The sequence below is a fragment of the Micromonospora andamanensis genome (assembly GCF_016863495.1).
Lineage (GTDB): Bacteria > Actinomycetota > Actinomycetes > Mycobacteriales > Micromonosporaceae > Micromonospora > Micromonospora andamanensis.
In genome coordinates this window covers 93,626-117,680 of sequence record NZ_BOOZ01000003.1, presented here as the reverse complement: position 1 = coordinate 117,680, position 24,055 = coordinate 93,626, and the positions used below count along the sequence as shown (strand labels likewise).

The window sequence follows — 24,055 nt, the reverse complement described above, 5'->3', positions numbered from 1 at the left end:
AACGCGTCCACTGGCTGTGGACAACGCGCGGTACGACCCGAATAGTCCCCCGGCGACGGCAACGCCGGCCCGGAGCGTCTCCGGGCCGGCGTCGTGGCTGACCGTACTGCGGGTCGGTCTCAGTGACCGGCCTTCGAGTGGTACTCGTCGACGATCTCCTGGGGGATCCGGCCCCGGTCCGAGATGTCCTTACCCGACTTGCGCGCCCAGGCCCGGATGGCCTTGTTCTGCTCGCGGTCGGCGGTGGCTCCACCCCGACCACGGGCAGCCCGACCGCCGACGACCACACCGCCGCGACCGACCTTGGTGCCGTGGGCGATGTACGGGGCGAATACCTCGCGCAATTTCTCTGCGTTCGAACCTGACAGGTCGATCTCGTACTGAACACCGTCGAGCGCGAACTTGACGGTCTCGTCCGCGTCCCCGCCGTCCAGGTCATCGACCAGCTTGTGAATGATCTGCTTGGCCACGTCCCACATTCCTTTCGAGCAGGGTTGATCCTGCCAACTGCAGAAGCACAATAACCCGTCTGATGCTTGTCGCGTCAATAGGATGCGGTAACGAGGCGGAAAGTTTCCGTACGACTACTCCGGGCGGACCAACGGGAAGAGGATGGTTTCCCGAATTCCCAGGCCGGTCAGCGCCATCAGGAGGCGGTCGATTCCCATTCCCATGCCACCGGCCGGCGGCATTCCGTACTCCATCGCCCGGAGAAAGTCCTCGTCCAGTCGCATCGCCTCGTCGTCGCCCCGAGCAGCCAGTTGCGCCTGGGCCACCAGCCGTTCCCGCTGCACCACCGGGTCGACCAGCTCGGAGTACGCGGTGCCCAGTTCGAAACCGAGCACGTACAGGTCCCACTTCTCGGCCAGGCCGGGCTCGCTGCGGTGGGACCGGGTCAGCGGACTTGTCTCCTCCGGGTAGTCACGTACGAACGTCGGTGCTACCAGACCGGGTACGACCAGTTCCTCGAACAGTTCCTCGGCGAGCTTGCCCGACCCCCACTTGGGGTCGACGGCCAGGCCCACCTTGTCCGCGTACTCGACCAGGCGAGCGTGCTCGGTGTGCACCGTGACCTCCTCGCCGAGCGCCTCGGAAAGCACACCGAAGAGGGTGACCGAACGCCACTCGCCACCGAGGTCGAACTCCCGACCGTCAGCGTGGGTGACCACAGTCGATCCGGAGACCGCGATCGCCGCCCGCTGGACGAGATTGCGGGTCAACTCGGCCATCGTGTTGTAGTCGCCGTACGCCTCGTACGCCTCCAGCATGGCGAACTCGGGCGAGTGCGAAGAGTCGATGCCCTCATTACGGAAGTTGCGGTTGATCTCGAAGACCCGCTCGACGCCACCGACGACGGCCCGCTTCAAAAACAGTTCCGGAGCGATTCGGAGATACAGATCGGTGTCGAGTGCATTGCTGTGGGTCACGAAAGGCCGGGCGGTCGCACCCCCATGGAGCAACTGCAACATCGGGGTCTCCACCTCGAGGTAACCCTCGCCGTGCAACGAATCACGCAGACTGCGCAACGCCGCCGCCCGGGTACGCACCATCTGCCGCGCCTGCGGACGGACGACCAGGTCGACGTAGCGCTGCCGGACCCGGGCCTCCTCGCTCAGTGGCTTGTGTGCCACCGGAAGCGGACGCAACGCCTTGGCGGTGACCGCCCACTCATCGGCCAGCACCGACAACTCACCCCGGCGGCTGGTGATCACCTCTCCGGTCACCCCGACGTGGTCGCCGAGGTCCACCAGGCGCTTCCAGTCCTCCAGCCGGTCCGCGCCGACCCGGTCCAGCGACAGCATGGCCTGCAACTCGGTGCCGTCGCCCTCGCGCAAGGTGGCGAAGCAGAGCTTGCCGGTGTTCCGCACGAAGATCACCCGACCGGTGACCGAGACCCGGTCACCGGTGGCGGTGTCGGTGGGCAGGTCGGCGTAGCGCTCGCGCAACTGGCTGAGCGTGCTGGTACGGGGGTATCCGATCGGATAGGGCTGCACACCGTCGGCGAGCATCCGGTCCCGCTTCTCCCGGCGGACCTTCATCTGCTCGGGAAGGTCGTCGGCGGGGTCGACTGGCACAGGGCTCTGTTGGGTCACGGCACGCTTCCTCAGCGGGAGAATTCGGGCGGGGTCAGGCCCGAGCGTACTCAAACCCCTCCGCGACCGTTACTGGATAGTCTGCTCGCCATGACCGACCCCACGGGGGCCCTCTCCTTCGGGTCCGCAGCCGCCGACTACGACAGGTACCGCCCCCGCTATCCGGTGGCGGCGCTGCGGTGGGCGCTCGACGGCATCGACGCCCCCGCGCAACTTGTCGATCTCGGTGCCGGGACCGGCATCCTGGCGCGTGGGCTGCTCTCCCTTGGCCACCGGGTGACGGCCGTCGAACCCGACCCCGGCATGCGGGCCCAGATGACGTCTGCCGATTCCGCTGTGCGCGCCATCGACGGCAGCGCCGAGGCGGTACCGCTGCCGGACGGGCACGCCGACGCCGTCCTCACCGGTCAGGCGTACCACTGGTTCGACCGGACGCGGGCACACGCTGAGATCGCCCGGGTGCTGCGGCCCGGTGGGGTCTTCGCCCCGATCTGGAACCTGCGGGACGACGGCGTCGGCTGGGTGGCCGAGTTGAGCCGGATCGTCCAGATCGGCGACACCGTCGAGCACCTACGCCAGAGCGTGACCGACTTCGGCGACTCCTTCACCCGCCCCCAGTGGGCCGAGTTCAGCCACACCACCACGCTGACCCCCGACGAACTGCTCGGCCTGGTCCGCACCCGCTCTCACTACCTCACCGCCGCCCCCGCCCGACGCGCCGAGGTCGACGACCAGGTCCGCACCCTCCTGCAAACCCACCCCGACCTGGCCACCAGGGACACCATCACCCTCCCCTACACCACCCTCGTAGCCCGCACCCAAAAAACCTGAAGCCGCCCACGGACCAAGAACCCCACCAGACCGCGACAGACGGACGAACCCCCACCACCCAGATCCCACCACCACCCACGGACGGATGGCGCTGGCCCACCGACGGGTTTCCGGGCTGCCCGGAAACCCCCACCGCAACCACCAGAGAAGGCCAGGCACGAAAACCCCACAGCGAGAAGAACGAGAAAGCGTCAGACGTTCCGCTCGTACACCATGCGCAGCCCGATCAGCGTGATCATCGGTTCGTGATGCGTGATCGTCCGGCACTCGTTGAGCACAAGCGAGGCCAGCCCACCCGTCGCGATCACCGCCTTCAGCTCACCCATCTCGGCGGCCATCCGCTCGACGATCCGGTCCACCTGCCCGGCGAACCCGAAGTAGAGGCCCGCCTGGAGGCACTCGACGGTGTTCTTGCCGATCACCGATCGGGGCCGGGTCGCCTCGACCTTGCGTAGCTGGGCAGCGCGGGCGGCGAGCGCGTCGAAGGAGATCTCGATACCCGGAGCGAACGCGCCACCGAGGAACTCGCCCCGACCACTGATCACGTCGAAGTTCGTGGTGGTGCCGAAGTCCACGACGATCGACGGCCCGCCGTAGAGGGTGTACGCGGCAAGCGTGTTGACCACCCGGTCCGCGCCGACCTCCTTCGGGTTGTCGATGGCCAACTGCACCCCGGTCCGTACGCCGGGCTCCACGATGACGCTCGGCAGTTCCCCGTAGTAGCGGGTCAGCATGGTCCGCAGCGAGCGAAGGGCCGCCGGGACCGTCGAGCAGGCGGCCACGCCGGTGATCTCGACGGCGTCCCCGGCGAGCAGGCCCCGGAACATCAGACCCAGCTCGTCGGCGGTCGAGCGGGCATCGGTCTTGATCCGCCAGGAGTGCACCAGCTTGTCGCCGTCGAAGGTCGCCAGCACGGTGTTGGTGTTCCCGATGTCGATGCAGAGCAGCACGCACGCAGCCTAGACGGGTTCACTCCGTGCGCAGGTCCAGGGCAATGTCCAGGATCGGTGAGGAGTGGGTGAGCGCGCCGACGGAGAGGAAGTCGACACCTGTGGCGCCCACCGCCGCCGCGTCGGCGAGGGTCAGCCCGCCGGTCGCCTCCAGCTCGGCCCGGTCACCGACGGCGGCGACCACCTCGGCGAGCACCGCCGGGGGCATGTTGTCCAGCAGGAGGAAGTCGGCTCCGGCCTCCACCGCCTCCACCGCCTCGGCGGGGGTGTCCACCTCCACCTGCACCGGGACCTCCGGAAACGCCTCCCGGACCCGCCGATAGGCGGCGGCGACACCACCGGCCGCGAACTTGTGGTTGTCCTTGACCATCGCGACGTCGTGCAGGCCCATCCGCTTGTTGGTGCCGCCGCCGGCGCGGACCGCGTACTTCTCCAGGGCCCGCAGCCCCGGGGTGGTCTTGCGGGTGTCCAGCACCATCGCCTTGCTGCCGGCCAGTGCGTCCGCCCAGGCCCGGGTGTGGGTGGCCACCCCGGACATCCGACAGAGCAGGTTGAGGGCGGTCCGTTCGGCGGTGAGCAGCACCCGGGTGGGGCCGGTGACCGTGGCCAGCACATCCCCCCGGGCCACCTGCTCGCCGTCGTGGGCCACGAACGAGATCTCGACGGTACGCCCGATCCCGGTGGCCTCGGCGGCCAGCTCGAACACGGCTGCGGCCACGGCCAGCCCGGCCACCACGCCGTCGGCGCGGGCCACCACGTCTGCGGTGTCCGTCTGGGCGGCCGGGATGGTGGCGGTGCTTGTCACGTCGAGCCCGTCCGGGCCGAGGTCCTCGACGAGCGCGTTCTCGATGATCCGACGCACCTGGTCCGGGTCCAGCCCAGCCTCGCGCAGCATCCGCTCCGTCTCGCTTGTCACCGCGTCTCCTCCCACCTGGTGGTCAACCGTCCCGATCCGCCGACGGCACCGACCAGGTGGCCGTGCCACCGCTCGTCGGCCACCGGAAAGTCCTCCCGCCAGTGGCAGCCCCGGGTCTCCTGGCGGGCGTACGCGGCGGCGACGAGCGTGGCGGCCACGGTGAGCAGGTTCGTCGCCTCCCAATCGGCGGTGCGCGGGGTGCCGCGGGCGACGCCCAGCTCGACCAGTTCGGCGGCGGTCGCGGTGAGCGTCGCGGCCGAGCGGAGCACGCCGGCACCTCTGGTCATCGCCCGCTGCAACACAGGCGTCGTCGCGGCCGGCAGCACCCAGCCGCCCTCGCCCCGCCACGCCCCGGTGTCCGCCGGGCGGGCCTGTTCGGCCAGGCCGGCCGCGATGTCGTCGGCGATCCGCCGGGAGAAGACCAGCCCCTCCAGCAGCGAGTTGCTGGCCAACCGGTTCGCGCCGTGCACCCCGGTGCAGGCGACCTCGCCGCAGGCGTACAGGCCGGGGATGGAGGTCCGACCGCGCAGGTCGGTGCGTACTCCACCGGAGGCGTAGTGCGCGGCCGGGGCCACCGGGATCAGCTCGGTTCCCGGGTCGACGCCGATGGCCAGGCACGACGCGACGATCGTGGGAAACCGGCGGGCCAGGAAGTCACCACCGAGATGGCGGGCGTCGAGGTGGACATGGTCGGCACCGGTGGCCAGCAGCACCCGGTGGATGCCCTTGGCGACCACGTCCCGGGGTGCCAACTCGGCCAGTTCGTGCTGGCCGAGCATGAAGCGTTTGCCGTCGGCGTCCACCAGGTGGGCGCCCTCGCCCCGCAACGCCTCGGAGACCAGCGGCTGCTGCGCGTGGCCGGCGCCGGGAACCCGGGAGTGCTCCGGCACGATCAGCGCGGTCGGATGGAACTGCACGAACTCCACGTCGGTGACCGCCGCGCCGGCCCGCATAGCGAGGGCGACGCCGTCACCTGTGGAGACCGCCGGGTTGGTGGTGGCCGCGAAGATCTGCCCCATCCCGCCGGTGGCCAGCACCACCGCGCGGGCCAGCAGGGCACCGACACCGTCCTCACTGCCCTCGCCGAGCACGTGCAGCGTGATCCCGCACGCCGCGCCGAGCCCGCCCGGGCCGTCGCCGGGCGCCCGGAGCAGGTCCAGCACCAGCGCGTGTTCGACAAGCCTGATCCACGGGTCGCGGCGGACCGCCTCGTGCAGCGCCCGCTGCACCTCCGCACCCGTGGCGTCGCCGCCCGCGTGCACGATGCGGTCGGCCCGGTGCCCGCCCTCCCGGGTGAGCATCAACGAGCCGTCGGTGTTGCGGTCGAACTCGGCACCGAGGCGCATCAGTTCCCGTAGCCGGGTCGGCCCCTCCTCGACAAGGACGCGGACCGCGGCCGGGTCACACAGGCCCACGCCGGCGATCTCGGTGTCGGAGGCGTGCATGGCCGGGGTGTCGGCCGGGTCGAGCACCGCGGCTATGCCGCCCTGCGCCCACCTTGTCGACCCCTCGTCCATATCGACCTTGGTGACCACTGTGACGTGCAGGCCAGCCTCACGCAGATGCAACGCGGCGGTCAGCCCGGCCACCCCGGAGCCGACCACGATCACGTCGGTGGTCTCCACCCAGCCCGGTGCCGGAGCGGCCAGCCGGCTCGGCAGCACGGGCAGGCCGACGGTCGGTACGTCCATGCCCACAGTCAACCCGAATGCCTTTCGCCTCGGGCGGCGGGGGCGGGACGAGTGGTTCCGGCTACTTCGTCCGGACCGGTAGTTCGCCCGGGCCGGCGCCCTTGAGCGTCCCGGTCACCCGACGGTCGCCGAGCCACAGATAGCAGCGGATTCCCCGGTCGCCCACCCGCCACCGGCCGGCACTGGGCGGACGCACCACCACGTCGGTACGGAAGACGAGGTCGTCGTCGTCCGGCAGGCCGGCGAAGCGGGCGAGGACCGAGCGGCACCCGGCGTAGAAGGGTGCCCACTGGGCGCTGCGCGTCGGGTACGGGCGGTCCGGGGCGGCCCAGACCCCGGCGAACTCGGCGTCGTGGCGCTCGGTGCACGCCACCGGAACCAGGGTCTGCACCACACCGTCCCCGTCGGTACGCGTCTGCTGACAGCTCAGTCGCAGCGGCGACGCAGTCCGCAACGCGTCGCGGAGCGACCCGGTACGCAGCACGACCCGGGCACCCGCCTCTACCGTGCTGACCTCCATCAGGTCGCAGCGGTACCAGCGTGAGCCGGCGACCCAGCCCGGCTCGGACGGCACCGCGACAGCCAACCGGAGCCGCCCGGCCCGCCAGTTGTCACCGACGTAGCCGTTGGCCCGGTTGTCGCAGTCGGAAAAGGCGGTACGCAGTTCCGCCGAGCCGGTGGACGGCGGTTCGGCGCGTGCGGCGGGGAAGGCACCGACGTGCACCGTCTCCACCCGGTGCGGCGCGGCGCAGTCCACCGGCGCGTACGCCCCGAGCGGCACCACCTCGGCGAAGTCGGCCTCGTGACAGACCCCGGCGGCCGGCGTGAAGGGCCCCGGCGGCGGCAACGCGGCCCAGTCGTCAACCAGGTCGCCGTCCAGCCCTCCGGTCGACCCACAGCCGGACAGCAGCGCCGCCACGATGAACGTGGTGACCAGGGTCCTCGTCGCACGCTGCATGGCGCCGCCTCCCCCAGTCAGCGGCCGTCCCCCGACGGCGCCTCCCAGGGTAACCAGAAATGACCTTCCGGTGACAGACCGGAATCACGGCGCGATCGTCGCGGCCGGTGGGAAGGACCCCACCGGCTGTCGAGAGAAACGTGGCGCGGGAGACCCGGGGTGGCTCCCCGCTACACCGACAGCGGGTTGGGCACCGGGGTGCCGGCGGTGCCGGGAGCGGCAATCGATGGATCGGCACCGAGGTCGACGACCTTGTTGTCCGCGTCCACATGCACCACCCGGGGGCGGTACACCCGCGCCTCGGCATCGTCCATCTGCCCGTACGAGATGAGGATGATCAGGTCGCCGGGCTGCACCAGGCGGGCGGCGGCACCGTTGATACCGATCACGCCGCTGCCCCGCCGGCCCGGGATCACGTACGTCTCCAGCCGGGCGCCGTTCGTGATGTCGACGATCGCCACCTGCTCGCCGGGGAGCAGGTCGGCGGCGTCGAGCAGATCCTCGTCGACGGTCACCGAGCCGACGTAGTGCAGGTCCGCCTGGGTCACCGTGGCCCGGTGGATCTTGGACTTGAGCATCGTGCGGAACATCGGGACGCCTTTCGGGATCAGGTGTGGTCAGGAGGCCGGGTCGAGCCGGACCGGAGCGTTGTCGATCAGCCGCGTGCCGCCCACCCAGGCCGCCACCAGCAGCCGGGCCGGGCCACGGACCGGCCCGGGCTCCAGATCCGGGTCGGTGAGCACCAGGTAGTCGAGGCGCGCTCCGGGTTCGCCGGCGCCGAAGCCGACATGCGCCGCGGTCAGGACCGCTGCGGCATCGCCGCCGGCCGAGGCGGCCTCGGCACCGGCCCGCAACGCCCGTGACAGGCTCAACGCCACAGTCCGCTCGGCCGGCGAGAGATAGCGGTTGCGGCTGGACCGGGCCAGACCGTCAGGTTCCCGGACGGTGGGTACCCCGATCACCTCGACCGGGACGTCCAGGTCCCGGCACATCCGCCGGACCAGGCTCAGCTGCTGGTAGTCCTTCTCGCCGAAGAAGGTCAGGTCCGCGCGGGTGAGCTGGAGCAGTTTCAGCACCACGGTGAGCACGCCGTGGAAGAACCCGGGCCGGCTGAGCCCCTCCAGGTCCTCGCCGAGCGGCCCCGGGTTGACCCGGACCGCCGGCTCGCCGCCGGGGTACATCTCCGCCACCGAGGGCGCGAAGACCAGGTCCGCGCCGGCCCGCCGGCACACATCAAGATCGTCTTCCAGAGTACGCGGGTAGCTGTCGAAGTCCTCGTTCGGCCCGAACTGCAGCGGGTTCACGAAGATCGTCACGATCACGTGGTCGGCGCGCGACCGGGCCTCCCGCAGCAGCGACTGATGCCCCTCGTGCAGCGCACCCATGGTCATCACCACGGCCACCGTCCCGGTCCGGGCGGCTCGCGCCCTGGCCAGGTCGGCGCGGGTGTGTACCAGCTCCGTCACGTGCTCCACCTCGCTCGACACCTGTCCTCTCCCGGCGGTCACGCCGCCACCCCGCTCCGGTGGTCCTCCAGGACGCCGAGCAGGGGCGCCGCGTCGACCTGACGTAGCCGGCCGGCCGCCACGGCCCGGTCGGCGGTACGCCGCGCCAGGACGAGGTAGGGCTCGACCGACTCGGGCGCGGTGGCGGCGAGCTGCGCCAGGTGCCGCCGCACCGTACCCGCGTCGCCACGGGAGACCGGGCCCGTCAACGCGTCGTCGCCGAGGCGCAACGCGTTCTCCAGCGCGGCCCGCAGCAACGGGGCGAGCACCTTCTCGGGCTGGCCCACCCCGGCGTCGCGCAGCCGGTCGGCCGCCTCGTTGACCAGGGTCACCAGGTGGTTGGCGCCGTGCGCCAGAGCCGCGTGGTACAGCGGACGGTCCGTCTCGGCGATCCACTCGGGTACCCCGCCGAGGTCGACCACCAGCCGGGCGGCAAGCGGGCGCAGGTCGGCCGGCGCGGTCACCCCGTACGAGATGCCGGGCAGTCGGCCGAGGTCGTCGGGCGTACCGGCGAAGGTCATCGCGGGATGCAACGCCAGCGGTCGGGCACCGGCCGCGCTTGCCGGTGCCAGCACCGCCAGGCCGTGCGCCCCCGACGTGTGCGCGACCACCTGGCCGGGACGCAGTGCGCCGTCGGCGGCCAGGTCGGCCACCACCCCGGCCAACGCGTCGTCCGGTACAGCGATCAGCAGCAGGTCGGCGGCGGCCCGGGCGACCTCGGCAGCCGGACCGGGTGAGACGGTCGGCAGGAGCAGCGCGAGGCGGGCCCGGGAGGCGCCGGACTCGCCTGTGGCAGCGACCACCCGGTGGCCCGCAGCGGCCAGCGCGGCACCCAGGGTGGCACCCACCCGTCCGGCGCCGATGACGCCGACGGTGAGCACGGAGGCGGTGGCGACCTGGGCCGAGGCCACTGTCGCGGGCCGCCGACGGGCGGCCGAGTGGGTGCGCGGCGGTGCGCTCATGTCACGATCCAGTCCTCGAGGCGGGGTACCGGTCGGGGCAAGTATGCGTCGCTGACGCGGATCTGAAACAAGGATGTGTGAAATCGTTCACCGGTGTGAGGAGGGCCCCATGTCGATGCGCTGGCGGGAGGCGATGCGGCAGGCGCTCTACGGGCCTTCGGGTTTCTTCGTCTCCGGCGCCGGACCGGCGGCCCATTTCCGGACCAGCGTGCACGCCTCTCCGATCTTCGCCTCGGCGCTGCTGCGGTTGGTCCACCAGCTCGACGCGGCCCTGGGCTTCCCCGACCGGTTCGACCTGGTGGATGTAGGGGCGGGGCGGGGTGAACTCCTCAGCGCTCTCTCCGCGGCGGTCACCGTTGGGGTTTCCGGGGAGCCCGCCCGCTCCGGGCGGTCAGGCTTGATCCCTGCGCGGGCCGGCTCCCCGGAAACCCTGACCACCACGGCCGCCGCCGGTACCACGCCGGCTGACACCTCATCCGGATCCGTCGACTCGTTGCCGTCCGCACCGGTTCCGCTGGCTCGGCGGGTACGGTTCACCGCCGTCGAACTCGCCCCGCGCCCTGCCGACCTCCCCGACCAGATCGTCTGGACGAACGAGATCCCCACCGGCATCACCGGCCTGCTGCTGGCCACCGAGTGGCTCGACAACGTCCCCCTCGACCTGGCCACCCACACCAACCACACCTGGCACTACCTCCTCGTCGACCCCACCACCGGCACCGAGACGACAGGCGAACCAGTAGGTCGAGACGACGCAGCCTGGCTGACCACCTGGTGGCCCCCACAGACCGACCAGACACCGGGGGCGCGGACCGTCACGGAAGGCTCGGACCTCCTACCGCAGACCGCAACGGACGGATCGGGCTCGACCAGGTCGGGTTTCCGGGCAGCCCGGCCGGCGCAGGGATCAAGCCTGACCGCCCGGAGCCGGCCGGGCTGCCCGGAAACCCCCACAGACCGCACCCCCACAGACCGCACCCCCACGGACCGCATACCGCCGGTGGGGCGGGCGGAGATCGGGCGGAGCAGGGACGAGGCGTGGGTTGACGCCGTGGGGCACGTCGACCGAGGGCTGGCGTTGGCCGTGGACTACGGCCACCTGCGTGCGGCCCGGCCGATCGACGGGACGCTCACCGGTTACCGGGGCGGGCGACAGGTGCCGCCGGTGCCGGACGGCTCCTGCGACGTCACCGCGCACGTCGCCATGGACTCGGTCGCCTCCGCCGGTGAGCGGGTCGCCAGGTGCGCGTACGTCCTGACCTTGCAGCGGGAGGCGTTGCGAGCGCTCGGGGCCGACGGCGGTAGACCGCCGCTGAGCCTGGCCGCCAGCGACCCGGCCGGCTACCTGCGGGCGTTGGCCACCGCTTCGGCGGCGGCCGAGCTGACCGACCCGGCCGGTCTCGGCGGCCACCTGTGGTTGTGGCAGCCGGTCGGCCTGTCCACCGACCGGCTGCCACCCCTCGCGGTCCTGGCCGACGGTGCCGACGGGCTGCGCGACTGATGGGCGATCACCGCCCGGCCGGGTGGTTCATGGCACGATGGCGGGCATGACCACGGGCGAGCTGCGCGAGCTGACCGTCGGCACCGGGGCCGGGCTGGTGGCGGGCACCGGCGGGGAGCAGCTCGGCGCGGACATGGTGCTGAACATCGGACCGCAGCACCCGTCCACACACGGCGTGCTGCGGCTCAAGCTCGTGCTCGACGGCGAGCGGGTGCTCGCCGCCGAACCGATTGTCGGCTACATGCACCGGGGTGCCGAAAAGCTGTTCGAGGTGCGCGACTACCGGCAGATCATCGTGTTGGCCAACCGGCACGACTGGCTGTCGGCGTTCGCAAACGAGCTGGGCGTGGTGCTCGCCGTCGAACGGCTGATGGGCATGGAGGTGCCTGAGCGGGCCACCTGGCTACGGATGGCGCTCGCCGAGCTGAACCGGGTGCTCAACCACCTGATGTTCCTCGGCTCGTACCCGTTGGAGATCGGCGCGATCACCCCGATGTTCTACGCCTTCCGGGAACGGGAGACGCTCCAGACGGTGATGGAGGAGGTCTCCGGCGGGCGGATCCACTACATGTTCAACCGGGTCGGCGGCCTGAAGGAGGAGGTGCCCGCCGGCTGGACCGGACGGGCCCGGGCCGCCATCGGCGAGGTACGGCGGCGGATGCCGGACCTGGACAATCTGATCCGGCGCAACGAGATCTTCCTGGCCCGGACCGTCGGCGTGGGGGTGCTGTCGGCGACCGAGGCGGCCGCGTTCGGGGCGTCCGGTCCGGTCGCCCGAGCCTCCGGGCTCGATCTGGACCTGCGCCGGGACGAGCCGTACCTGGCCTACGACCAGCTCGACGTGCCGGTGGTGACGAAGACTGCCGGCGACTGCCACGCCCGCTTCGAGGTGCTGCTCGACCAGGTGTACGCCTCGCTCGATCTGGCGGAGCAGTGCCTCGACCGGGTCGACCGGCTCACCGGACCGATAAACACCAGGCTGCCGAAGGTGCTCAAGGCACCCGAGGGACACACCTACGCCTGGACGGAGAACCCGCTCGGGATCAACGGCTATTACCTCGTCTCACGGGGCGAGAAGACGCCGTGGCGACTCAAACTGCGCACCGCCTCGTACGCGAACGTGCAGGCCCTGGCCACCCTGCTGCCCGGCTGCCTGGTGCCGGACCTGATCGCCATCCTCGGCTCGATGTTCTTCGTGGTGGGCGACATCGACAAGTGACGGCCACCGCCGCGACGTCGACCGTATCGGTCAACGCCAGCGGCCAGCGCCGCCGTCGTACGCTGCCGGGCCGTAACCCGGCTCCTCCACCTGGTGCCGGCGGCCGTACGGCTCCCCACCCGGGCGCTGTCCGCGCGTGGTCTCGGGCTGATACCCGTACGCCGGCTCCGACGGATAGCCGCGTACCGGTTCGGGCTGGTACCCACGCGCTGGTTCGGGCTGGTGACCACGTTGACGGGGCGGTTGCCACTCCTGGGGCACCGGCACCCCGCCGGCGGGCAGCGCCGGGCGGCTCTCCGGTTCACCCCAACCGTCCCGCCGGGCGTCGTCGCCGTGGACGTCCCGGTGTGGTTCGTCGCGGCGCACGCTCGCCCAGCGGTCCTCCATCCGGTACTCGGTGCCGGCCGGATCGGCGTGCATCTCGGCCCGACGCTCGCCGACCCGCAGCTCACGCCCCCGGTCGTCGTCGCGTACCGCCGCCCACCGGTCCCCGGCCCGTAGCTGCGCCCAGTACTGCCCGGTGTCGTCCGCCCGATGCCCCCGGGCCGCCGGAACCGGATCGGCGGGGGTCTCCCAACGTTCACCACCCGCGTCCCAGCCCTGGTCATCGCGCGGGCTCCAGTCGCGGTCGTCCCGGTCCCGTGCGGCCTCGTCCGGATAGCCGGAGCCGCCGCCACGGGCGGTGGACCAGTCGTCGGGCGCGGCGGACCAGCGGCTCTCCTCCTGCGGTGGCGACCAGGCGCGCTCCGGCTCGCGGGCCGAGCCGGACCAGGACCGTTCGTCGGCACGGGCCGAGCCGGACCACTGCCGCTCCTCGTCCTGGGCCGCCCCGGACCAGGAGTGGTCGTCCGGGCGCTCCGTGCCGGACCAGCGACGGCTCTCGTCCCGGCGGGGACGATCGTCGCCGTCGGACCAGGAGGTGTCGTCCCGTTCGGTGCCGGGGCCGCCCCGTCCGCGCTGCCCGGGCTGCGCTCCCGACCACGTCGGCTGGTAGCCGCCGTATCGGCCGCCGGACTCGCCAACCCCGCCGTCCACGATCGTGTGCCGGGTGGTCACATGCACCGTCTCGGTGTGCCGGACCACGCCGAGCGGCCTCGGCCCGTGCTCACCTGGGCGATTGTCCTGCTCCGGACGGCCCGGCGAGCCGTAGACACCCGCCGAGCCGCTGGCCGGGCGATCGTTCGTGGGCCCCTGTCGCTCCCCGCCGTACCCGCCTGTCGGTCCGGGACCGGGCTGGGCCGTGCCGTACACCCCGGCCTGGGCGGAGACGCGTTCGGCCGGCCGCGACGGCGCCTCCGGGGCCGGTACCCGGGCCCGCCCCGGGCCGGGCGGCTCGTCGTTCGCGACGGCGACGCCACCGGAGTCGACCCGTCGACGCAACCCGGCCAGCGCTTCCTGCACCCGTTGGACCTCGTCGAGCGCCTGGTTGCCGCGCTGGGCGGCGGCCACGATCTCACCGCGCAGCTCCCGCCGCAGCTCGTCGACCTCCTCGCGGAGCACTTCGGCCTGCGGCCCGCCGCCGTCGGTGCGCAACGCGATGGAGAGCCCGATCAGCACCACGGCCAGGATGGCCAGCACCGCGGCGAACCGCAGCGGCCCGTTGCCGTCCGCGACAAGCAGTATCAGCGCCGCGACGGGAGCCAGGGCCACACCGCCCCAGAAGAGCAGGGTGAGCAGCTTGCGCGTATCGGCGGGCACCGGGGCGGGCATGGGTCCGCAGCCTACCGAGAGTTGCGTCACCTGGGAACGGCTCAACGGCAGGTCTCTGCCGCACTCGTCGGAAGGTCGCCGCCGCGAGCGCCGACGGGGCGCCCGACCGCACCCCAGACAGGTTTATGACCAGCAAAGACACGGCGCCCCGGCCAGGTCGGCCGGGGCGCCGTGGTGGTGACGCGGGCACTCAGCTCTGGGCGTACGCGGCATCGGTCGAGAAGACCAGACCGACACTTATCGTGCCGTTGCGCAGACCCGTCTTGGTCAACGGGCCGCCCTGGTCGAGCGAGGAGAACGAGCCGACCGTCAGCCCGTAGGTCTGTTCCAGGCCGGGCTTGCAGAACGGGCGCTCCTGGCACTCCGGCGGGCCACCCAGCACAGTTGCCGTGCCCGAGCACTTCTCGGCCAGCTCGGAGAGAGTCCGCACGCCGTACTTCTCGGAGAATTCCTGGGTCACGGCGAAGGCGTTCTGGTTCTGTGCGGCGGCCGGTGCGCCGATGGTCAACCCCGCCTTGCCGCCCAGGTCACGCAGCGCGGTGACGGTCTTGTCGACGTCCGGCGAGGAGACCGGCTGGCCACCGCTGTTGGCCTTGCCGTTGAGGAACTCAGCGAGCGTGGCCGCGTACTCCGGGACGACCTGGACCTCACCCTTCTCCAGCGCCGGCTCGTACAACTCCCGGTTACCGATCTGCTGCACGGTTACCTGGTAGCCGGCGGCGGAAAGCTGGATCTTGTAAAGCTCCGCGATGATCTCGCTCTCGGTGAAATTGCCCGCCCCGACGGTGATCTGCCCACCCGGCCCCTTCTCCACGCCGTCGGTGAGCGAGTTGGCCTCGGCGAACTCCTGCGCCGCGGCCTGCGCGCTCTTGCGGTCCACGTCGACCGCCTTGTTGAGCTGCACCAGCTTCGGCGTGTCGAGCACCGCGGAGACCTTGTCGAGCGCGGCGATCAGCTGCGGCGTCGCCACCTCGCTGTTGATCGCCGGAATGATGTTGTCGGCGTTCTGCAGTGACTTGTCGTCCTCGAGTGCGATCAACTGCTCGCCGGCCACCGGAGCACAGCCCTCACCCGACGCTCCCTGCTGGGGTGCCTCGGTGCCGGACGAACCGGCGTCGCCGCAGCCCGCCAGCACCGTCGCCGCCGCGACAGCCCCCACGACCGCGATGGACAGTCTTCTACCTGCGCGCATCAGCCCGCCTTCCGTGTCCCGGCGCGGCCCGGGTGGGCCGGCCGCGTGTCCGACGGGCGATCCGCGCTGTGGCCGCCCGCGATTCCACCCAACATCCTGACCCAGCCCTCCGACAACCCGACGAGGCGTTCGTCACCGGAACGTCACCCATCGGTGTCACCGCGCCCTCGCCGATTCTCACCGGACCGACCCCACGGGCCCGGGCACGCCGCCGCCCCGGTGCGCAGGTCAGGTGCCGGTGACGGCGTCCGCCGCGCGGCGCCCGGCACCACGCCGGGTCCGACGTAGCGGGCGGGGGGTGACCAGCCGTTCGACAAGAGCGAAGAGCAGTTCGACACTTACCGCGAGCCCGGCGACCAGCAGCCCACCGGCCAGGATCTGGCCACCACCCACCGCGATGCTCAAGCCGAACCCGAAGCGGATGATCTCCCCCAGGCCGCCACCGTTGACAAACGTCGCGAGCGCCGCCGTGGCGACCACCTGGACGGCGGCGGTCCGGAAACCGGCCGCGAGGTAGGGCACCGCCAACGGCAGTTCCACCCGCCGCAGCACCTGCGCCCCGGTCATGCCCATGCCACGGGCCGCCTCCCGCGTCTCCGCATCGACCTGCCGGACCCCGGTGTACGCGTTCGCCAGCAGCGGCGGCACGGCGAAGACCGCCAGGGCGACCACCACCGCCGGACGGCCGAAGCCCAGGAAGGTCAGCGGAAGGATGGTCAGCAGCGCCAGTGTGGGCACCGCCAGGGTGAGATTGGAGATGAGCACCACCAGCCCACCGCCCCGGCCGGTGTGCCCCAGCCAGAGGCCCAACGGCCAGGCCACCAGGCAGCCCAGCAGCACCGCGGCGGCCGACATGCTGACGTGCTCGCCGAGCCGGTCCAGGATGCCGCCCGGGTTGGTCCAGTTCAGCGGATCGTTGAGCCAGACCACCGCCTGCGACACCGGGTTCATCGCGGCCTCCGGAAGGCTCGGCGGTGCCGGTCACGTCGTCCCACGCCGCCGGCGCTCATCCGGTCCGCCCGCGCAGCCACGGGGTCAGCAGCCGGCCGGCCCCGATCAGGACCAGGTCGAGGACCAGCGCCAGCAGGACACAGAGCAGCGTCCCGGTCATGATCTGGGCCTTGTAGAGGTTGTTCTGGAAGCCGGCGAAAATGATCTGCCCGAGCCCACCCCGCCCGATCACCACGCCGACCGTCACCAGCGCCACCGTGGAGACCGTGGCCAACCGCAGGCCGGTCAGGATGCCCGGTACCGCCAGCGGCAACTCGATCCGCAACAGTCGACCCCAGCGGCCGTAACCCATGCCCTCGGCCGCCTCCCGCACCTCGGCCGGCACCTGGTTGAGCCCGGCGACGGTGTTGCGGACGATCACCAGCAACGCGTACAGCACCACCACACTCAGCACAGTAGTGACGCCGATGCCCAGATAGGGCGCCACGAATGCGAACAGGGCCAGGGAGGGGACCGTGTAGAGCACCCCGGTCAGTGCGAGAATCGGCCCGGTGAGCGGCCGGAACCAGTACGCCACCACGGCCAGCGGGATGGCGACCAGCGCGGCGATGAGCACCGCCCGCAGGGTCAGCGTGGTGTGCTCTCGCAGAGCGTTGAGCACCGTGTCAGAGTTGTCCCGCACGTACTGCCAGGAGAACCACGGGTTACCCGGATCAGCCCGGTAGCTCAGGCGGAAGGACATACGTGGACGTTACCCCGGGTGTCGACGGTGATCGTCGCGCGGCGTCGATCACTCTCGACGGCATCGGCAAACGCTACCCGGACGGCACCGAGGCGGTCCGTGATCTCAGCCTGCAGGTCGCCGAGGGCGAACTGGTGGTACTGATCGGCCCGTCGGGTTGCGGCAAGTCGACAGTGCTGCGGATGATCAACCGGCTGATCGAGCCAACCGCCGGCCGGATTCTGCTCGGCGACTCCGACGTCACCCGGGTCGACCCGGTGAAACTGCGCCGGCAGATCGGCTACGTCATCCAGAACGTCGGGCTCTTCCCGCACCAGACGGTGGCCGCCAACGTCGCCACGGTGCCCCGGCTGCTCGGCTGGGCCGCCGACTCCGTACGCCGTCGGGTCGACGAACTGCTGGACCTGGTCGGTCTCGATCCGGCGCAGTTCGGCCGGCGCTATCCCCACGAACTCTCCGGTGGCCAACGGCAGCGGGTCGGGGTGGCCCGGGCGCTCGCGGCCGACCCGGTGGTGCTGCTGATGGACGAGCCCTTCTCCGCCGTGGACCCGATCGTGCGGACCCGGCTTCAGGAGGAGTTCCTGCGGTTGCAGGCGGAGGTACGCAAGACCATCGTCCTGGTCACCCACGACCTGGACGAGGCTGTCCGGCTCGGTGACCGGATCGCGGTGCTCTCCGAGGGCGGCCGGTTGGAGCAGTACGACACCCCGGCGGCGCTGCTCGGCGCTCCCGCCACCGGGTTCGTCAGCGAGTTCGTCGGGGCCGACCGGGGCATCCGTCGGCTGGCCGTCACTCCGGTGACCCGGGAGGTGCTCGATCCGCTGCCTGTCGACGGCGGTGCGGACCTGCCGGCGGTGCCACTGGGCGGCTCGGCGTACGACGCGCTGGCCGTGCTGCTCACCGCCGCAGGTGGGCAGGCGGTGGTCACCGAGGACGGACGCCCGGTCGGGACGCTCAGCCGGGAGCGCATCCTGACCCTGACGGAACCAACGGGCTGAGGCGCTCGCCGGGATCGACAGGCCCAGCCGGCGGGCCGAGCATCGTCAACGGCCGGTACGGGTGGTCGACCGGGTCCGTCGGCAGCGCCGACGGACCCGGTCGTGCCGTCAGCGCCGACCCCGGTAACCGCCGAGGGTGGCGATGCCGATGATCCAGCCGACGAAGAGGCCGTACTCCGCGCCGTCACCCGCAGCCTGGAAGGCGCCCAGCAGCGACGGGTTGGTCCGGATCAGCGTGGTGAGCAGGGCGGCGAACGCCCCAGCGAAGACGAACGCCGCCCAGCCGGCGAAGAACTGGCTGATGGTGCCGCGGGCGCGGGCGAGCTGGGAGCCCGGCAGCAGGTAGAGGAACACGAAGGTGAGGACGACCACGAGGATCGCCCTCAGGTCGTCGGCGAAGATCTCCTGAATCGAGTCGGAGGAGTCGAATCGCCAGGCCGGCCAGGCGAGCAGTCTGAGGAACCAGCCGCCGGCGCTGTCCGGATCTGTGTTGTCCCTGGCCCAGTCGACGTACCACGGGCTGCCGAAGACCAGGACCAGGATGAGCGCGGCGAGCGTGCCAGCGCCCGGTGCGGACTTGTACCGATTGGTGAGAGCCATGGCCTCGCTAGTTCCCAGCGGATCGACGCAGGCAAACGCGAGGCGTCATTTATGGTGGTACGCGCGTTTGACGCCGTTCTAGTGCTTCATCAGGTAGTCGATGAACGCGGCGCGCAGCAGTGGCGCGGACTCCTCGTAGCCGTGCCCGGTCATCTCACGCCAGAGGGCGACCGCCTCGTCGACCGTGGGCCCCACCGAGTTCGGCGCACCGTCCAGCGCGGCTGCCTCGTCCGCGTTCGGCAGGTGCCGCAGCACCGACCAGAAGAACCTCACGTCGCGACGCTCCCGGGCGAGGGTGAAGGCGCGCTCACGCAGTTCCTCGGTGGAGAGGGCGTCCAACTCCTCGAACGACCGGCCGCCGGAGATCGATGATGTGTCGGTCATGTGCCGAGCCTAGCCGTCGAGATCACTCCCGGCGCGCCGACGCCGCGCGGCGCGGTGCCGACCGGTCACCTGTCGTCGGCCTCCCAGGTCCGTTGGCTGCTTTCCCAACGCCGGGTCCCCCACGGGTCCGTGCCGCTGGCGGTGGGTTGGGTCGGCAGCACGGGCGGCCAGTCACCGACCGGCTGCGGCTGCGCCACACTCCACCCGCCACCGGTGGCGGGTTCGGTGGGCGGTGGCGGGGGCAGCACACCGACTGCCGGCGCCGGCCGGCCGTACGTCTCGACCAGGCGGGTGACGACAAGGCCGACGGCCAACGCCGCCCCGCCGACCGCCCAGTGACTTACCGTCCAGCCCCGGGCCTGCGCGTACGCCAGGAACAGCCCGATCGCACCGGCCGTCAGCAGGGTGCCGAAGACGCCGCCGCGCAGCCCGAACGCGCTGGTGCCGGCGAGCAGCGTGGCGCCTACCGCAAGCACCGTCCAGTCCAAACCCGCCGCCGGTGTCACAGCTCCGTCGGTCGAGGCGATCAGTACGCCGGCGAGAGTCGCGAGCACGGTGGAGCAGACGTACCCGACGGTGGCGACGACGGCCGCCGCAGCGCCCCGCCGACGGGCCGGGTCGGCCACCGGGCGGAACCGCCCGACCAACCGACGGATCGGGCTCACCGCCCCGAACAGTCCGCCGAAAACCGCGATCGCGGCAAAGCCGATGAAGAGTTGTCCGGCGGTGCCCCGCGGGTCGTAGTCCCCCTGCACCAGGACGGGTGCGGAGCGTTCCTCGATGTAAACGATGACACCTGCCGCCCCACCGAGGCTCGCCACCCAACCGGGCACGTGCAGCAGCACGACCACCAGCCCGAGCAGGAGCCCACCGACCGCGGCCACCGCAGCGGCCGTGCCGACGGCGCCGAGCACCCCGCGGTCGCTCTGTTCGGCGAAGTGCAGCCCGGCCGCGACCGCCACCGGACCGATCGCGAGGTTGACCGCGGCGGTACGCAGCGTCAACCCGGCGGCCAGCGCCAGCAGACCCAGGCCGACCACGTCGACGATGAGATCCCGCAACCCGCTGCCGCGCAGCACCGCCGGATCCTCCCGCCACACCAGGTAGACAAGTGCGCCGAAGCCGAGCAGCAGCAGCGTCTCCCAGACGATGTAGACACCGAACCGGTCCCGGCCCGGCTCGGCGTCGGGTTCGTCGAGGACGGGCTCCGCCCCGGTCGCGGCACCGACCGGGGCAGGCTCCGTCGGTCCACCACGGTCCGGTTCGTCGTACCCCATGATCTATGCCTCCCAGCGGCCGTCCCGACTCCACCGACGCACGGGCGGACCGGCGGCGCGGCGTTGCCTTTCGGTCGCAGGCACCGTACCCGCGCCCCGGAGCCGGGCGTAACCCCCTGGCTGGGCGGGTGCCACACCGCCTAGCGGTGACCCGGGCGGCTCTCCCAGTCGTCCGGCTCATGTTCGTCGTCCGGCCGCTCCGGGACCCGGCACGACCTCTCCAGCCAGAGCGCGGCGGCCACCAGGGCGGCCGAGGCCAGCAGGCCGGCGATGGCCGCCGGGCGATCGTCGGCGGCCGCCCGCGTCGGCTGCACGAACAACCAACCGGTCAGCCCCGCGTACCAGCCGGTGAAGATGGCACCGACAAGCGCGGACGCCTTGGCCAGGACGACGAACCGGGCCACCATCAACGGATTGACCGGATCACGGCCGGGCCGACGCTCGATCCGCCCCCGGGTGTTGATCGCGGCGTAGGCCTCCAGCACGGCAAGCCCGGCCAACGTCACCACCGGCAGCCAGGGCAGTGGTGGCAACCGGTCGTAGTAGATGCCGCTGATCAGCAGCCAGGCCACCGCCGCGGCGGCGAGGGCGGCCACCACCAGGGTCGAGATGCGGGTTGGTCCCATCCGCGACCCGTCGGGCGGTGGGGAAACGCTCATGCCGTCGACTCTAACGTCAGATCCGGCCGAGGGCTCAGTTCCGGCACCCCGGCGGCGGCCGGCCCACTTGTGAGCAGGTCGGTCAGCCAACCGTGCCCGGGCAGTTGACCGTAGGGCTGGATGTCGATCCACGGTCGCAGCACGAAGGCCCGTAGATGCGCCCGGGGATGCGGCAGGGTCAGTTCGGGGTCCTCGCTGAGCACCGGGCGATCGTCGTCGGTCCAGACCGCGACGACATCGACGTCGAGGGTGCGGGGCCCGAAGCGCCGACCCGGGTCCCGGACGCGGCCGGCGGCGGCCTCCGCCGCCCGACCCCGCGCCAGCCAGTCGTACGGGCCGGCGGTCGGGTCCGCGGCCAACAGCACCGCGTTCAGGTACGCCGGCTGCTCGGTGTCGCCCCACGGCGGGGTCTCGTAGACCCCGGAGACCACGAGGACACTGTCGCCGAGGACGGCCAGCGCGGTGCGCAGGTGACCGAGCCGGTCGCCGAGGTTGCTGCCGAGGGAGAGCACGGCGCGGGTCATCGGGTACGCCTCCGGCACATGGTCACGGCCACGTCGGTGAAGGCGTGCGGGACCGGAGCCTCGGGTTTGTGCACGGTGACCGTCACGCCTGTCACCCGCGGATCCGTCAGGCAGACCTCGATCAGCCGGTCGGCGAGGGTCTCGATCAGGTTCACCGGCTCGCCGGTGATCACCTCGACCAGCCGTTCGGCCAGCTCGCCGTAGTGCACGGTGTCCCGTACGTCGTCGGACCGGGCGGCCGGGCGCAGGTCGAGTTCGAGCACCGCGTCGACGACGAACTCCTGACCGTTGGCGCGTTCGAAGTCGTACACCCCGTGCCGGCCGTGCGCCCGTAGACCGGTCAGTTCGATCCGATCGGTCATCGCCGGGCCCGCCCCTCGACTGCGGTCTCCCCGACGCCGCCCGGCCGCACGGCGTCCCGTACGCCCGGCCCCGTGTCGGTGAACGCGACGGCCTCGGCGGGCGGGACAACCAGGCGGGGACGGCCGGTGGCCTGCCAGACGGCGAGGGCGTCGACTGTGGCGCGCACGTCGTGCACGCGCACCCCCCAGGCACCGGCCGCCACCGCGAGCAGGCTGGTGGCGACGGTGGCCGTCTCCCGCCCGTTCGTGGGTCGGGGCACACCGTCGGGACCGGCCAGCAGTTGACCCAGGTACGACTTGCGACTCGCGCCGAACAGCAGCGGGTAGCCGAGCGCGACCAGTTCGGGCAGCCGGGCGCTGAGCTGCCAGTTGTGGGCGGCGTTCTTGGCGAAGCCGAGACCCGGATCGATGATGACGCGATCCGTGGCGACCCCGGCGGCGAGCGCCGCGTCCACCCGCTTGCCGAGTTCGGCACGGACGTCGGCGACCACGTCGCCGTAGCTGGCCAACTCGCTCATCCGGCGGGAGTGTCCGCGCCAGTGCATCAGCACCCAGGGACAGCCGGCGTCGCTTACCACCCGGGCCATGTCGGGGTCGGCGAGCCCGCCCGAGACGTCGTTCACCACTACCGCCCCGGCGTCCAGCGCTGCCAAGGCCACCCGGGCGCGGGTGGTGTCGATGCTGACCGGGACGCCTGCCGACGCCAGTTCGCGAATGACAGGCACCACTCGGGCGGCCTCGGTCTCCGCGTCGATCCGGTCGGCGCCGGGCCGGGTCGACTCTCCACCGACATCAACCAACCCGGCTCCGTCGGTTCGCAGCCGGACGCCGTGTGCGACAGCAGCCTCGACGTCGGCGTAGCGTCCGCCGTCGGAGAAGGAGTCGGGCGTGACGTTCAGGACGCCCATCACCACCGGGGCCGGAGCCCGCACCAGATCGGTCACGAGTAGGACGGTACCGGGCCCGTCGCCCGCCACAGACCGCCCGGTCGAAGGCCCTGACATGGCAATTGGAACAGGTGTACGATCGGTCGTCCGGGTCGGTTCGGGCAGCATCTTCGCGGCTTGTCGCAAAGGGGGGCGGCCCGTACGCTGTGGAATTGCCCAGCATCGAGATGGCGACGGTTGGAGGGAGGGCCGAAGCGGGACAACCCGCCCAAAAATCGCCACCCTTCGTGGCGGTTGTCGTACGCAGGGTCTCGGGCGCTGCGCACAGTGAGCACCGATCCCGCCAGGCTTGCCTACTGCACCACCGCGGCGCCGCCGGCCGCGACTTGGGGAGGTTTCAGTGATCGCCATCGAGCTGATGGAAACGGCGTCCACAAGCGCCGTCCACCTGCTCTCCACTTTGGCGTCGTCGATCCCGTTGGCCGCCGAGGAGCCGAAGGGGATCGACACCGAGGGCGTCGTCACCTTCTTCGCCAGCAAGATCGCTCCGATCCTGTTGGCCGTGCTGGGCGTCATCTTCATCGGCCGCGCCAGCCGGGGCGAGATCTCCAAGGTGCTGACCAGCTCGGCCATCGCGATCGTCGGGTTGGCCTTCATCGCCGGAGCCGCCACCCTCTTCTTCATCGGCGACTTCCTGATCAACCTGATCTTCGAATAGGCGCGGGCACGAGATGCGGCTGCGCACCGACGACGACATCTACCGGGCTCGCCTGGTCTATCTCGGCCCGCCCGGCTACACCCTTCCGGTCCACCTGCCGTACGCCCAGTACGGACTGTTCATGCTGCTCGTTCCCCTCTACATGTTCATCCACTGGCTGTTCACGTTGCAGGTCGAGCTCTTCCCCGCCTGGGAGATCGCCCTCGCCATCGTGACCACCTCGTTCGTCTTCCGGTACGTCGACCCGGACCGTCCGGCGCGCATGGTGATCCGTACCGCGCTGACCGACTGGCGACGCACCCGGGAGCCGGCCGCCGAGCAGCGCGATCCGCGCCTGGTCGGCAGCAGGATCAGGATCCGGGAGGAACTGGCATGACCGGCTGCACGCCGTACGGGCCGAACGAGGACACGGGCAGGGCGATCGT

General features: G+C 71.5%; 26 protein-coding genes. 6 read left to right on the top strand and 20 right to left on the bottom strand.

Features of this window, described 5'->3' with window-relative positions:
* Positions 1 to 119 precede the first annotated feature (119 nt).
* Both Van01_RS03025 and lysS read right to left on the bottom strand, forming a co-directional pair.
* Positions 120 to 470 carry a histone-like nucleoid-structuring protein Lsr2 gene (locus Van01_RS03025; protein WP_308442350.1) on the bottom strand — a complete coding sequence of 117 codons (351 nt, stop codon included), beginning with the start codon at positions 468 to 470 and terminating at the stop codon, positions 120 to 122.
* Between the two features lie 114 nt (positions 471 to 584).
* Complete coding sequence (lysS, locus tag Van01_RS03020; protein ID WP_203999311.1) at positions 585 to 2,093, bottom strand: lysine--tRNA ligase; 1,509 nt, start codon at positions 2,091 to 2,093, stop codon at positions 585 to 587.
* A 90-nt stretch (positions 2,094 to 2,183) separates the two neighbouring features.
* Between lysS and Van01_RS03015 the strand changes: the two genes are divergently transcribed.
* Entirely contained in the window at positions 2,184 to 2,924 is a 741-nt protein-coding gene (locus tag Van01_RS03015; protein WP_203999308.1) for a class I SAM-dependent methyltransferase, read from the top strand.
* Positions 2,925 to 3,115: 191 nt separating this feature from the next.
* On the opposite strand, the gene Van01_RS03010 is transcribed toward Van01_RS03015, so the two are convergent.
* From Van01_RS03010 to Van01_RS02980, 7 genes are all read right to left on the bottom strand, one after another.
* A complete protein-coding gene (locus tag Van01_RS03010) occupies positions 3,116 to 3,874 on the bottom strand; it encodes a type III pantothenate kinase (RefSeq protein ID WP_093409827.1) in 759 nt (252 codons plus the stop codon).
* Positions 3,875 to 3,893: 19 nt separating this feature from the next.
* On the bottom strand, positions 3,894 to 4,790 hold the full coding sequence (nadC, locus tag Van01_RS03005; protein WP_203999305.1) for a carboxylating nicotinate-nucleotide diphosphorylase: 897 nt from the start codon (positions 4,788 to 4,790) through the stop codon (positions 3,894 to 3,896).
* Positions 4,787 to 6,481 (bottom strand): L-aspartate oxidase, encoded by a 1,695-nt coding sequence (locus tag Van01_RS03000; RefSeq protein WP_203999302.1) that lies wholly within the window; start codon positions 6,479 to 6,481, stop codon positions 4,787 to 4,789. Before Van01_RS03000 ends, nadC begins: the two co-directional genes overlap by 4 nt.
* A 61-nt stretch (positions 6,482 to 6,542) precedes the next feature.
* Complete coding sequence (locus tag Van01_RS02995) at positions 6,543 to 7,439, bottom strand: septum formation family protein (protein WP_203999299.1); 897 nt, start codon at positions 7,437 to 7,439, stop codon at positions 6,543 to 6,545.
* Positions 7,440 to 7,609: 170 nt separating this feature from the next.
* Positions 7,610 to 8,029, bottom strand: coding sequence for an aspartate 1-decarboxylase (gene panD, locus Van01_RS02990; RefSeq protein ID WP_203999296.1), 420 nt, complete (start codon positions 8,027 to 8,029; stop codon positions 7,610 to 7,612).
* Positions 8,030 to 8,056: 27 nt separating this feature from the next.
* Positions 8,057 to 8,905 (bottom strand): pantoate--beta-alanine ligase, encoded by an 849-nt coding sequence (panC, locus tag Van01_RS02985; RefSeq protein ID WP_203999285.1) that lies wholly within the window; start codon positions 8,903 to 8,905, stop codon positions 8,057 to 8,059.
* 38 nt (positions 8,906 to 8,943) lie between these two features.
* The gene (locus tag Van01_RS02980) at positions 8,944 to 9,906 is read right to left on the bottom strand and encodes a Rossmann-like and DUF2520 domain-containing protein (RefSeq protein ID WP_203999284.1); all 963 of its coding nucleotides are present in this window, start codon (positions 9,904 to 9,906) and stop codon (positions 8,944 to 8,946) included.
* 109 nt (positions 9,907 to 10,015) lie between these two features.
* Between Van01_RS02980 and Van01_RS02970 the strand changes: the two genes are divergently transcribed.
* Positions 10,016 to 11,407 carry an SAM-dependent methyltransferase gene (locus Van01_RS02970; protein WP_239098826.1) on the top strand — a complete coding sequence of 464 codons (1,392 nt, stop codon included), beginning with the start codon at positions 10,016 to 10,018 and terminating at the stop codon, positions 11,405 to 11,407.
* A gap of 37 nt (positions 11,408 to 11,444) precedes the next feature.
* Positions 11,445 to 12,626: an NADH-quinone oxidoreductase subunit D gene (locus tag Van01_RS02965; RefSeq protein ID WP_203999282.1), complete on the top strand. Its 1,182-nt coding sequence runs from the start codon at positions 11,445 to 11,447 to the stop codon at positions 12,624 to 12,626.
* Positions 12,627 to 12,656: 30 nt separating this feature from the next.
* Here the strand turns inward: Van01_RS02965 and Van01_RS02960 are convergent, their stop codons facing one another.
* The 4 genes from Van01_RS02960 to Van01_RS02945 form a co-directional block, all read right to left on the bottom strand.
* Positions 12,657 to 14,336 carry a hypothetical protein gene (locus tag Van01_RS02960; protein ID WP_203999280.1) on the bottom strand — a complete coding sequence of 560 codons (1,680 nt, stop codon included), beginning with the start codon at positions 14,334 to 14,336 and terminating at the stop codon, positions 12,657 to 12,659.
* A 190-nt stretch (positions 14,337 to 14,526) separates the two neighbouring features.
* Positions 14,527 to 15,528, bottom strand: coding sequence for a glycine betaine ABC transporter substrate-binding protein (locus tag Van01_RS02955; RefSeq protein WP_203999276.1), 1,002 nt, complete (start codon positions 15,526 to 15,528; stop codon positions 14,527 to 14,529).
* 228 nt (positions 15,529 to 15,756) lie between these two features.
* Positions 15,757 to 16,479, bottom strand: coding sequence for an ABC transporter permease (locus Van01_RS02950; protein ID WP_203999273.1), 723 nt, complete (start codon positions 16,477 to 16,479; stop codon positions 15,757 to 15,759).
* Between the two features lie 55 nt (positions 16,480 to 16,534).
* A complete protein-coding gene (locus tag Van01_RS02945) occupies positions 16,535 to 17,221 on the bottom strand; it encodes an ABC transporter permease (protein WP_203999270.1) in 687 nt (228 codons plus the stop codon).
* A 2-nt stretch (positions 17,222 to 17,223) separates the two neighbouring features.
* On the opposite strand from Van01_RS02945, the gene Van01_RS02940 reads away from it, so the two are divergent.
* Positions 17,224 to 18,219: an ABC transporter ATP-binding protein gene (locus Van01_RS02940; RefSeq protein ID WP_203999267.1), complete on the top strand. Its 996-nt coding sequence runs from the start codon at positions 17,224 to 17,226 to the stop codon at positions 18,217 to 18,219.
* A 108-nt stretch (positions 18,220 to 18,327) separates the two neighbouring features.
* Here the strand turns inward: Van01_RS02940 and Van01_RS02935 are convergent, their stop codons facing one another.
* The 7 genes from Van01_RS02935 to folP all read right to left on the bottom strand — a co-directional run bounded on the left by Van01_RS02935 (position 18,328) and on the right by folP (position 22,969).
* Positions 18,328 to 18,819, bottom strand: coding sequence for a hypothetical protein (locus tag Van01_RS02935; protein WP_099849037.1), 492 nt, complete (start codon positions 18,817 to 18,819; stop codon positions 18,328 to 18,330).
* Positions 18,820 to 18,897: 78 nt separating this feature from the next.
* Positions 18,898 to 19,203 (bottom strand): hypothetical protein, encoded by a 306-nt coding sequence (locus Van01_RS02930; RefSeq protein ID WP_203999264.1) that lies wholly within the window; start codon positions 19,201 to 19,203, stop codon positions 18,898 to 18,900.
* Positions 19,204 to 19,268: 65 nt separating this feature from the next.
* Complete coding sequence (locus tag Van01_RS02925; protein WP_203999262.1) at positions 19,269 to 20,480, bottom strand: ABC transporter permease; 1,212 nt, start codon at positions 20,478 to 20,480, stop codon at positions 19,269 to 19,271.
* 140 nt (positions 20,481 to 20,620) lie between these two features.
* Entirely contained in the window at positions 20,621 to 21,106 is a 486-nt protein-coding gene (locus Van01_RS02920; RefSeq protein ID WP_199172421.1) for a DUF3180 domain-containing protein, read from the bottom strand.
* Positions 21,107 to 21,135: 29 nt separating this feature from the next.
* Entirely contained in the window at positions 21,136 to 21,663 is a 528-nt protein-coding gene (gene folK / locus Van01_RS02915) for a 2-amino-4-hydroxy-6-hydroxymethyldihydropteridine diphosphokinase (protein WP_203999259.1), read from the bottom strand.
* Positions 21,660 to 22,025, bottom strand: a complete 366-nt coding sequence (folB, locus tag Van01_RS02910; RefSeq protein WP_203999256.1) for a dihydroneopterin aldolase — start codon at positions 22,023 to 22,025, stop codon at positions 21,660 to 21,662. Before folB ends, folK begins: the two co-directional genes overlap by 4 nt.
* Positions 22,022 to 22,969 carry a dihydropteroate synthase gene (folP, locus tag Van01_RS02905; RefSeq protein WP_239098825.1) on the bottom strand — a complete coding sequence of 316 codons (948 nt, stop codon included), beginning with the start codon at positions 22,967 to 22,969 and terminating at the stop codon, positions 22,022 to 22,024. The genes folB and folP overlap by 4 nt, the downstream gene beginning before the upstream one ends.
* A 343-nt stretch (positions 22,970 to 23,312) precedes the next feature.
* Between folP and Van01_RS02900 the strand changes: the two genes are divergently transcribed.
* A complete protein-coding gene (locus tag Van01_RS02900) occupies positions 23,313 to 23,630 on the top strand; it encodes a hypothetical protein (RefSeq protein WP_203999253.1) in 318 nt (105 codons plus the stop codon).
* A 13-nt stretch (positions 23,631 to 23,643) separates the two neighbouring features.
* Entirely contained in the window at positions 23,644 to 24,006 is a 363-nt protein-coding gene (locus Van01_RS02895; protein ID WP_093409867.1) for a hypothetical protein, read from the top strand.
* Positions 24,007 to 24,055 lie beyond the last annotated feature (49 nt).

Bases quoted from the DNA above. Each gene is read 5' to 3' on its own strand.
- Van01_RS03015 (WP_203999308.1), top strand. From the start codon at position 2,184: ATGACCGACCCCACGGGGGCCCTCTCCTTCGGGTCCGCAGCCGCCGAC.
- Van01_RS03000 (WP_203999302.1), bottom strand. From the start codon at position 6,481: ATGGACGTACCGACCGTCGGCCTGCCCGTGCTGCCGAGCCGGCTGGCC.
- Van01_RS02995 (WP_203999299.1), bottom strand. From the start codon at position 7,439: ATGCAGCGTGCGACGAGGACCCTGGTCACCACGTTCATCGTGGCGGCG.
- panD (WP_203999296.1), bottom strand. From the start codon at position 8,029: ATGTTCCGCACGATGCTCAAGTCCAAGATCCACCGGGCCACGGTGACC.
- Van01_RS02980 (WP_203999284.1), bottom strand. From the start codon at position 9,906: ATGAGCGCACCGCCGCGCACCCACTCGGCCGCCCGTCGGCGGCCCGCG.
- Van01_RS02970 (WP_239098826.1), top strand. From the start codon at position 10,016: ATGTCGATGCGCTGGCGGGAGGCGATGCGGCAGGCGCTCTACGGGCCT.
- Van01_RS02965 (WP_203999282.1), top strand. From the start codon at position 11,445: ATGGCGGGCATGACCACGGGCGAGCTGCGCGAGCTGACCGTCGGCACC.
- Van01_RS02960 (WP_203999280.1), bottom strand. From the start codon at position 14,336: ATGCCCGCCCCGGTGCCCGCCGATACGCGCAAGCTGCTCACCCTGCTC.
- Van01_RS02955 (WP_203999276.1), bottom strand. From the start codon at position 15,528: ATGCGCGCAGGTAGAAGACTGTCCATCGCGGTCGTGGGGGCTGTCGCG.
- Van01_RS02950 (WP_203999273.1), bottom strand. From the start codon at position 16,479: ATGAACCCGGTGTCGCAGGCGGTGGTCTGGCTCAACGATCCGCTGAAC.
- Van01_RS02945 (WP_203999270.1), bottom strand. From the start codon at position 17,221: ATGTCCTTCCGCCTGAGCTACCGGGCTGATCCGGGTAACCCGTGGTTC.
- Van01_RS02935 (WP_099849037.1), bottom strand. From the start codon at position 18,819: ATGGCTCTCACCAATCGGTACAAGTCCGCACCGGGCGCTGGCACGCTC.
- Van01_RS02930 (WP_203999264.1), bottom strand. From the start codon at position 19,203: ATGACCGACACATCATCGATCTCCGGCGGCCGGTCGTTCGAGGAGTTG.
- Van01_RS02925 (WP_203999262.1), bottom strand. From the start codon at position 20,480: ATGGGGTACGACGAACCGGACCGTGGTGGACCGACGGAGCCTGCCCCG.
- Van01_RS02920 (WP_199172421.1), bottom strand. From the start codon at position 21,106: ATGGGACCAACCCGCATCTCGACCCTGGTGGTGGCCGCCCTCGCCGCC.
- folK (WP_203999259.1), bottom strand. From the start codon at position 21,663: ATGACCCGCGCCGTGCTCTCCCTCGGCAGCAACCTCGGCGACCGGCTC.
- folB (WP_203999256.1), bottom strand. From the start codon at position 22,025: ATGACCGATCGGATCGAACTGACCGGTCTACGGGCGCACGGCCGGCAC.
- Van01_RS02895 (WP_093409867.1), top strand. From the start codon at position 23,644: ATGCGGCTGCGCACCGACGACGACATCTACCGGGCTCGCCTGGTCTAT.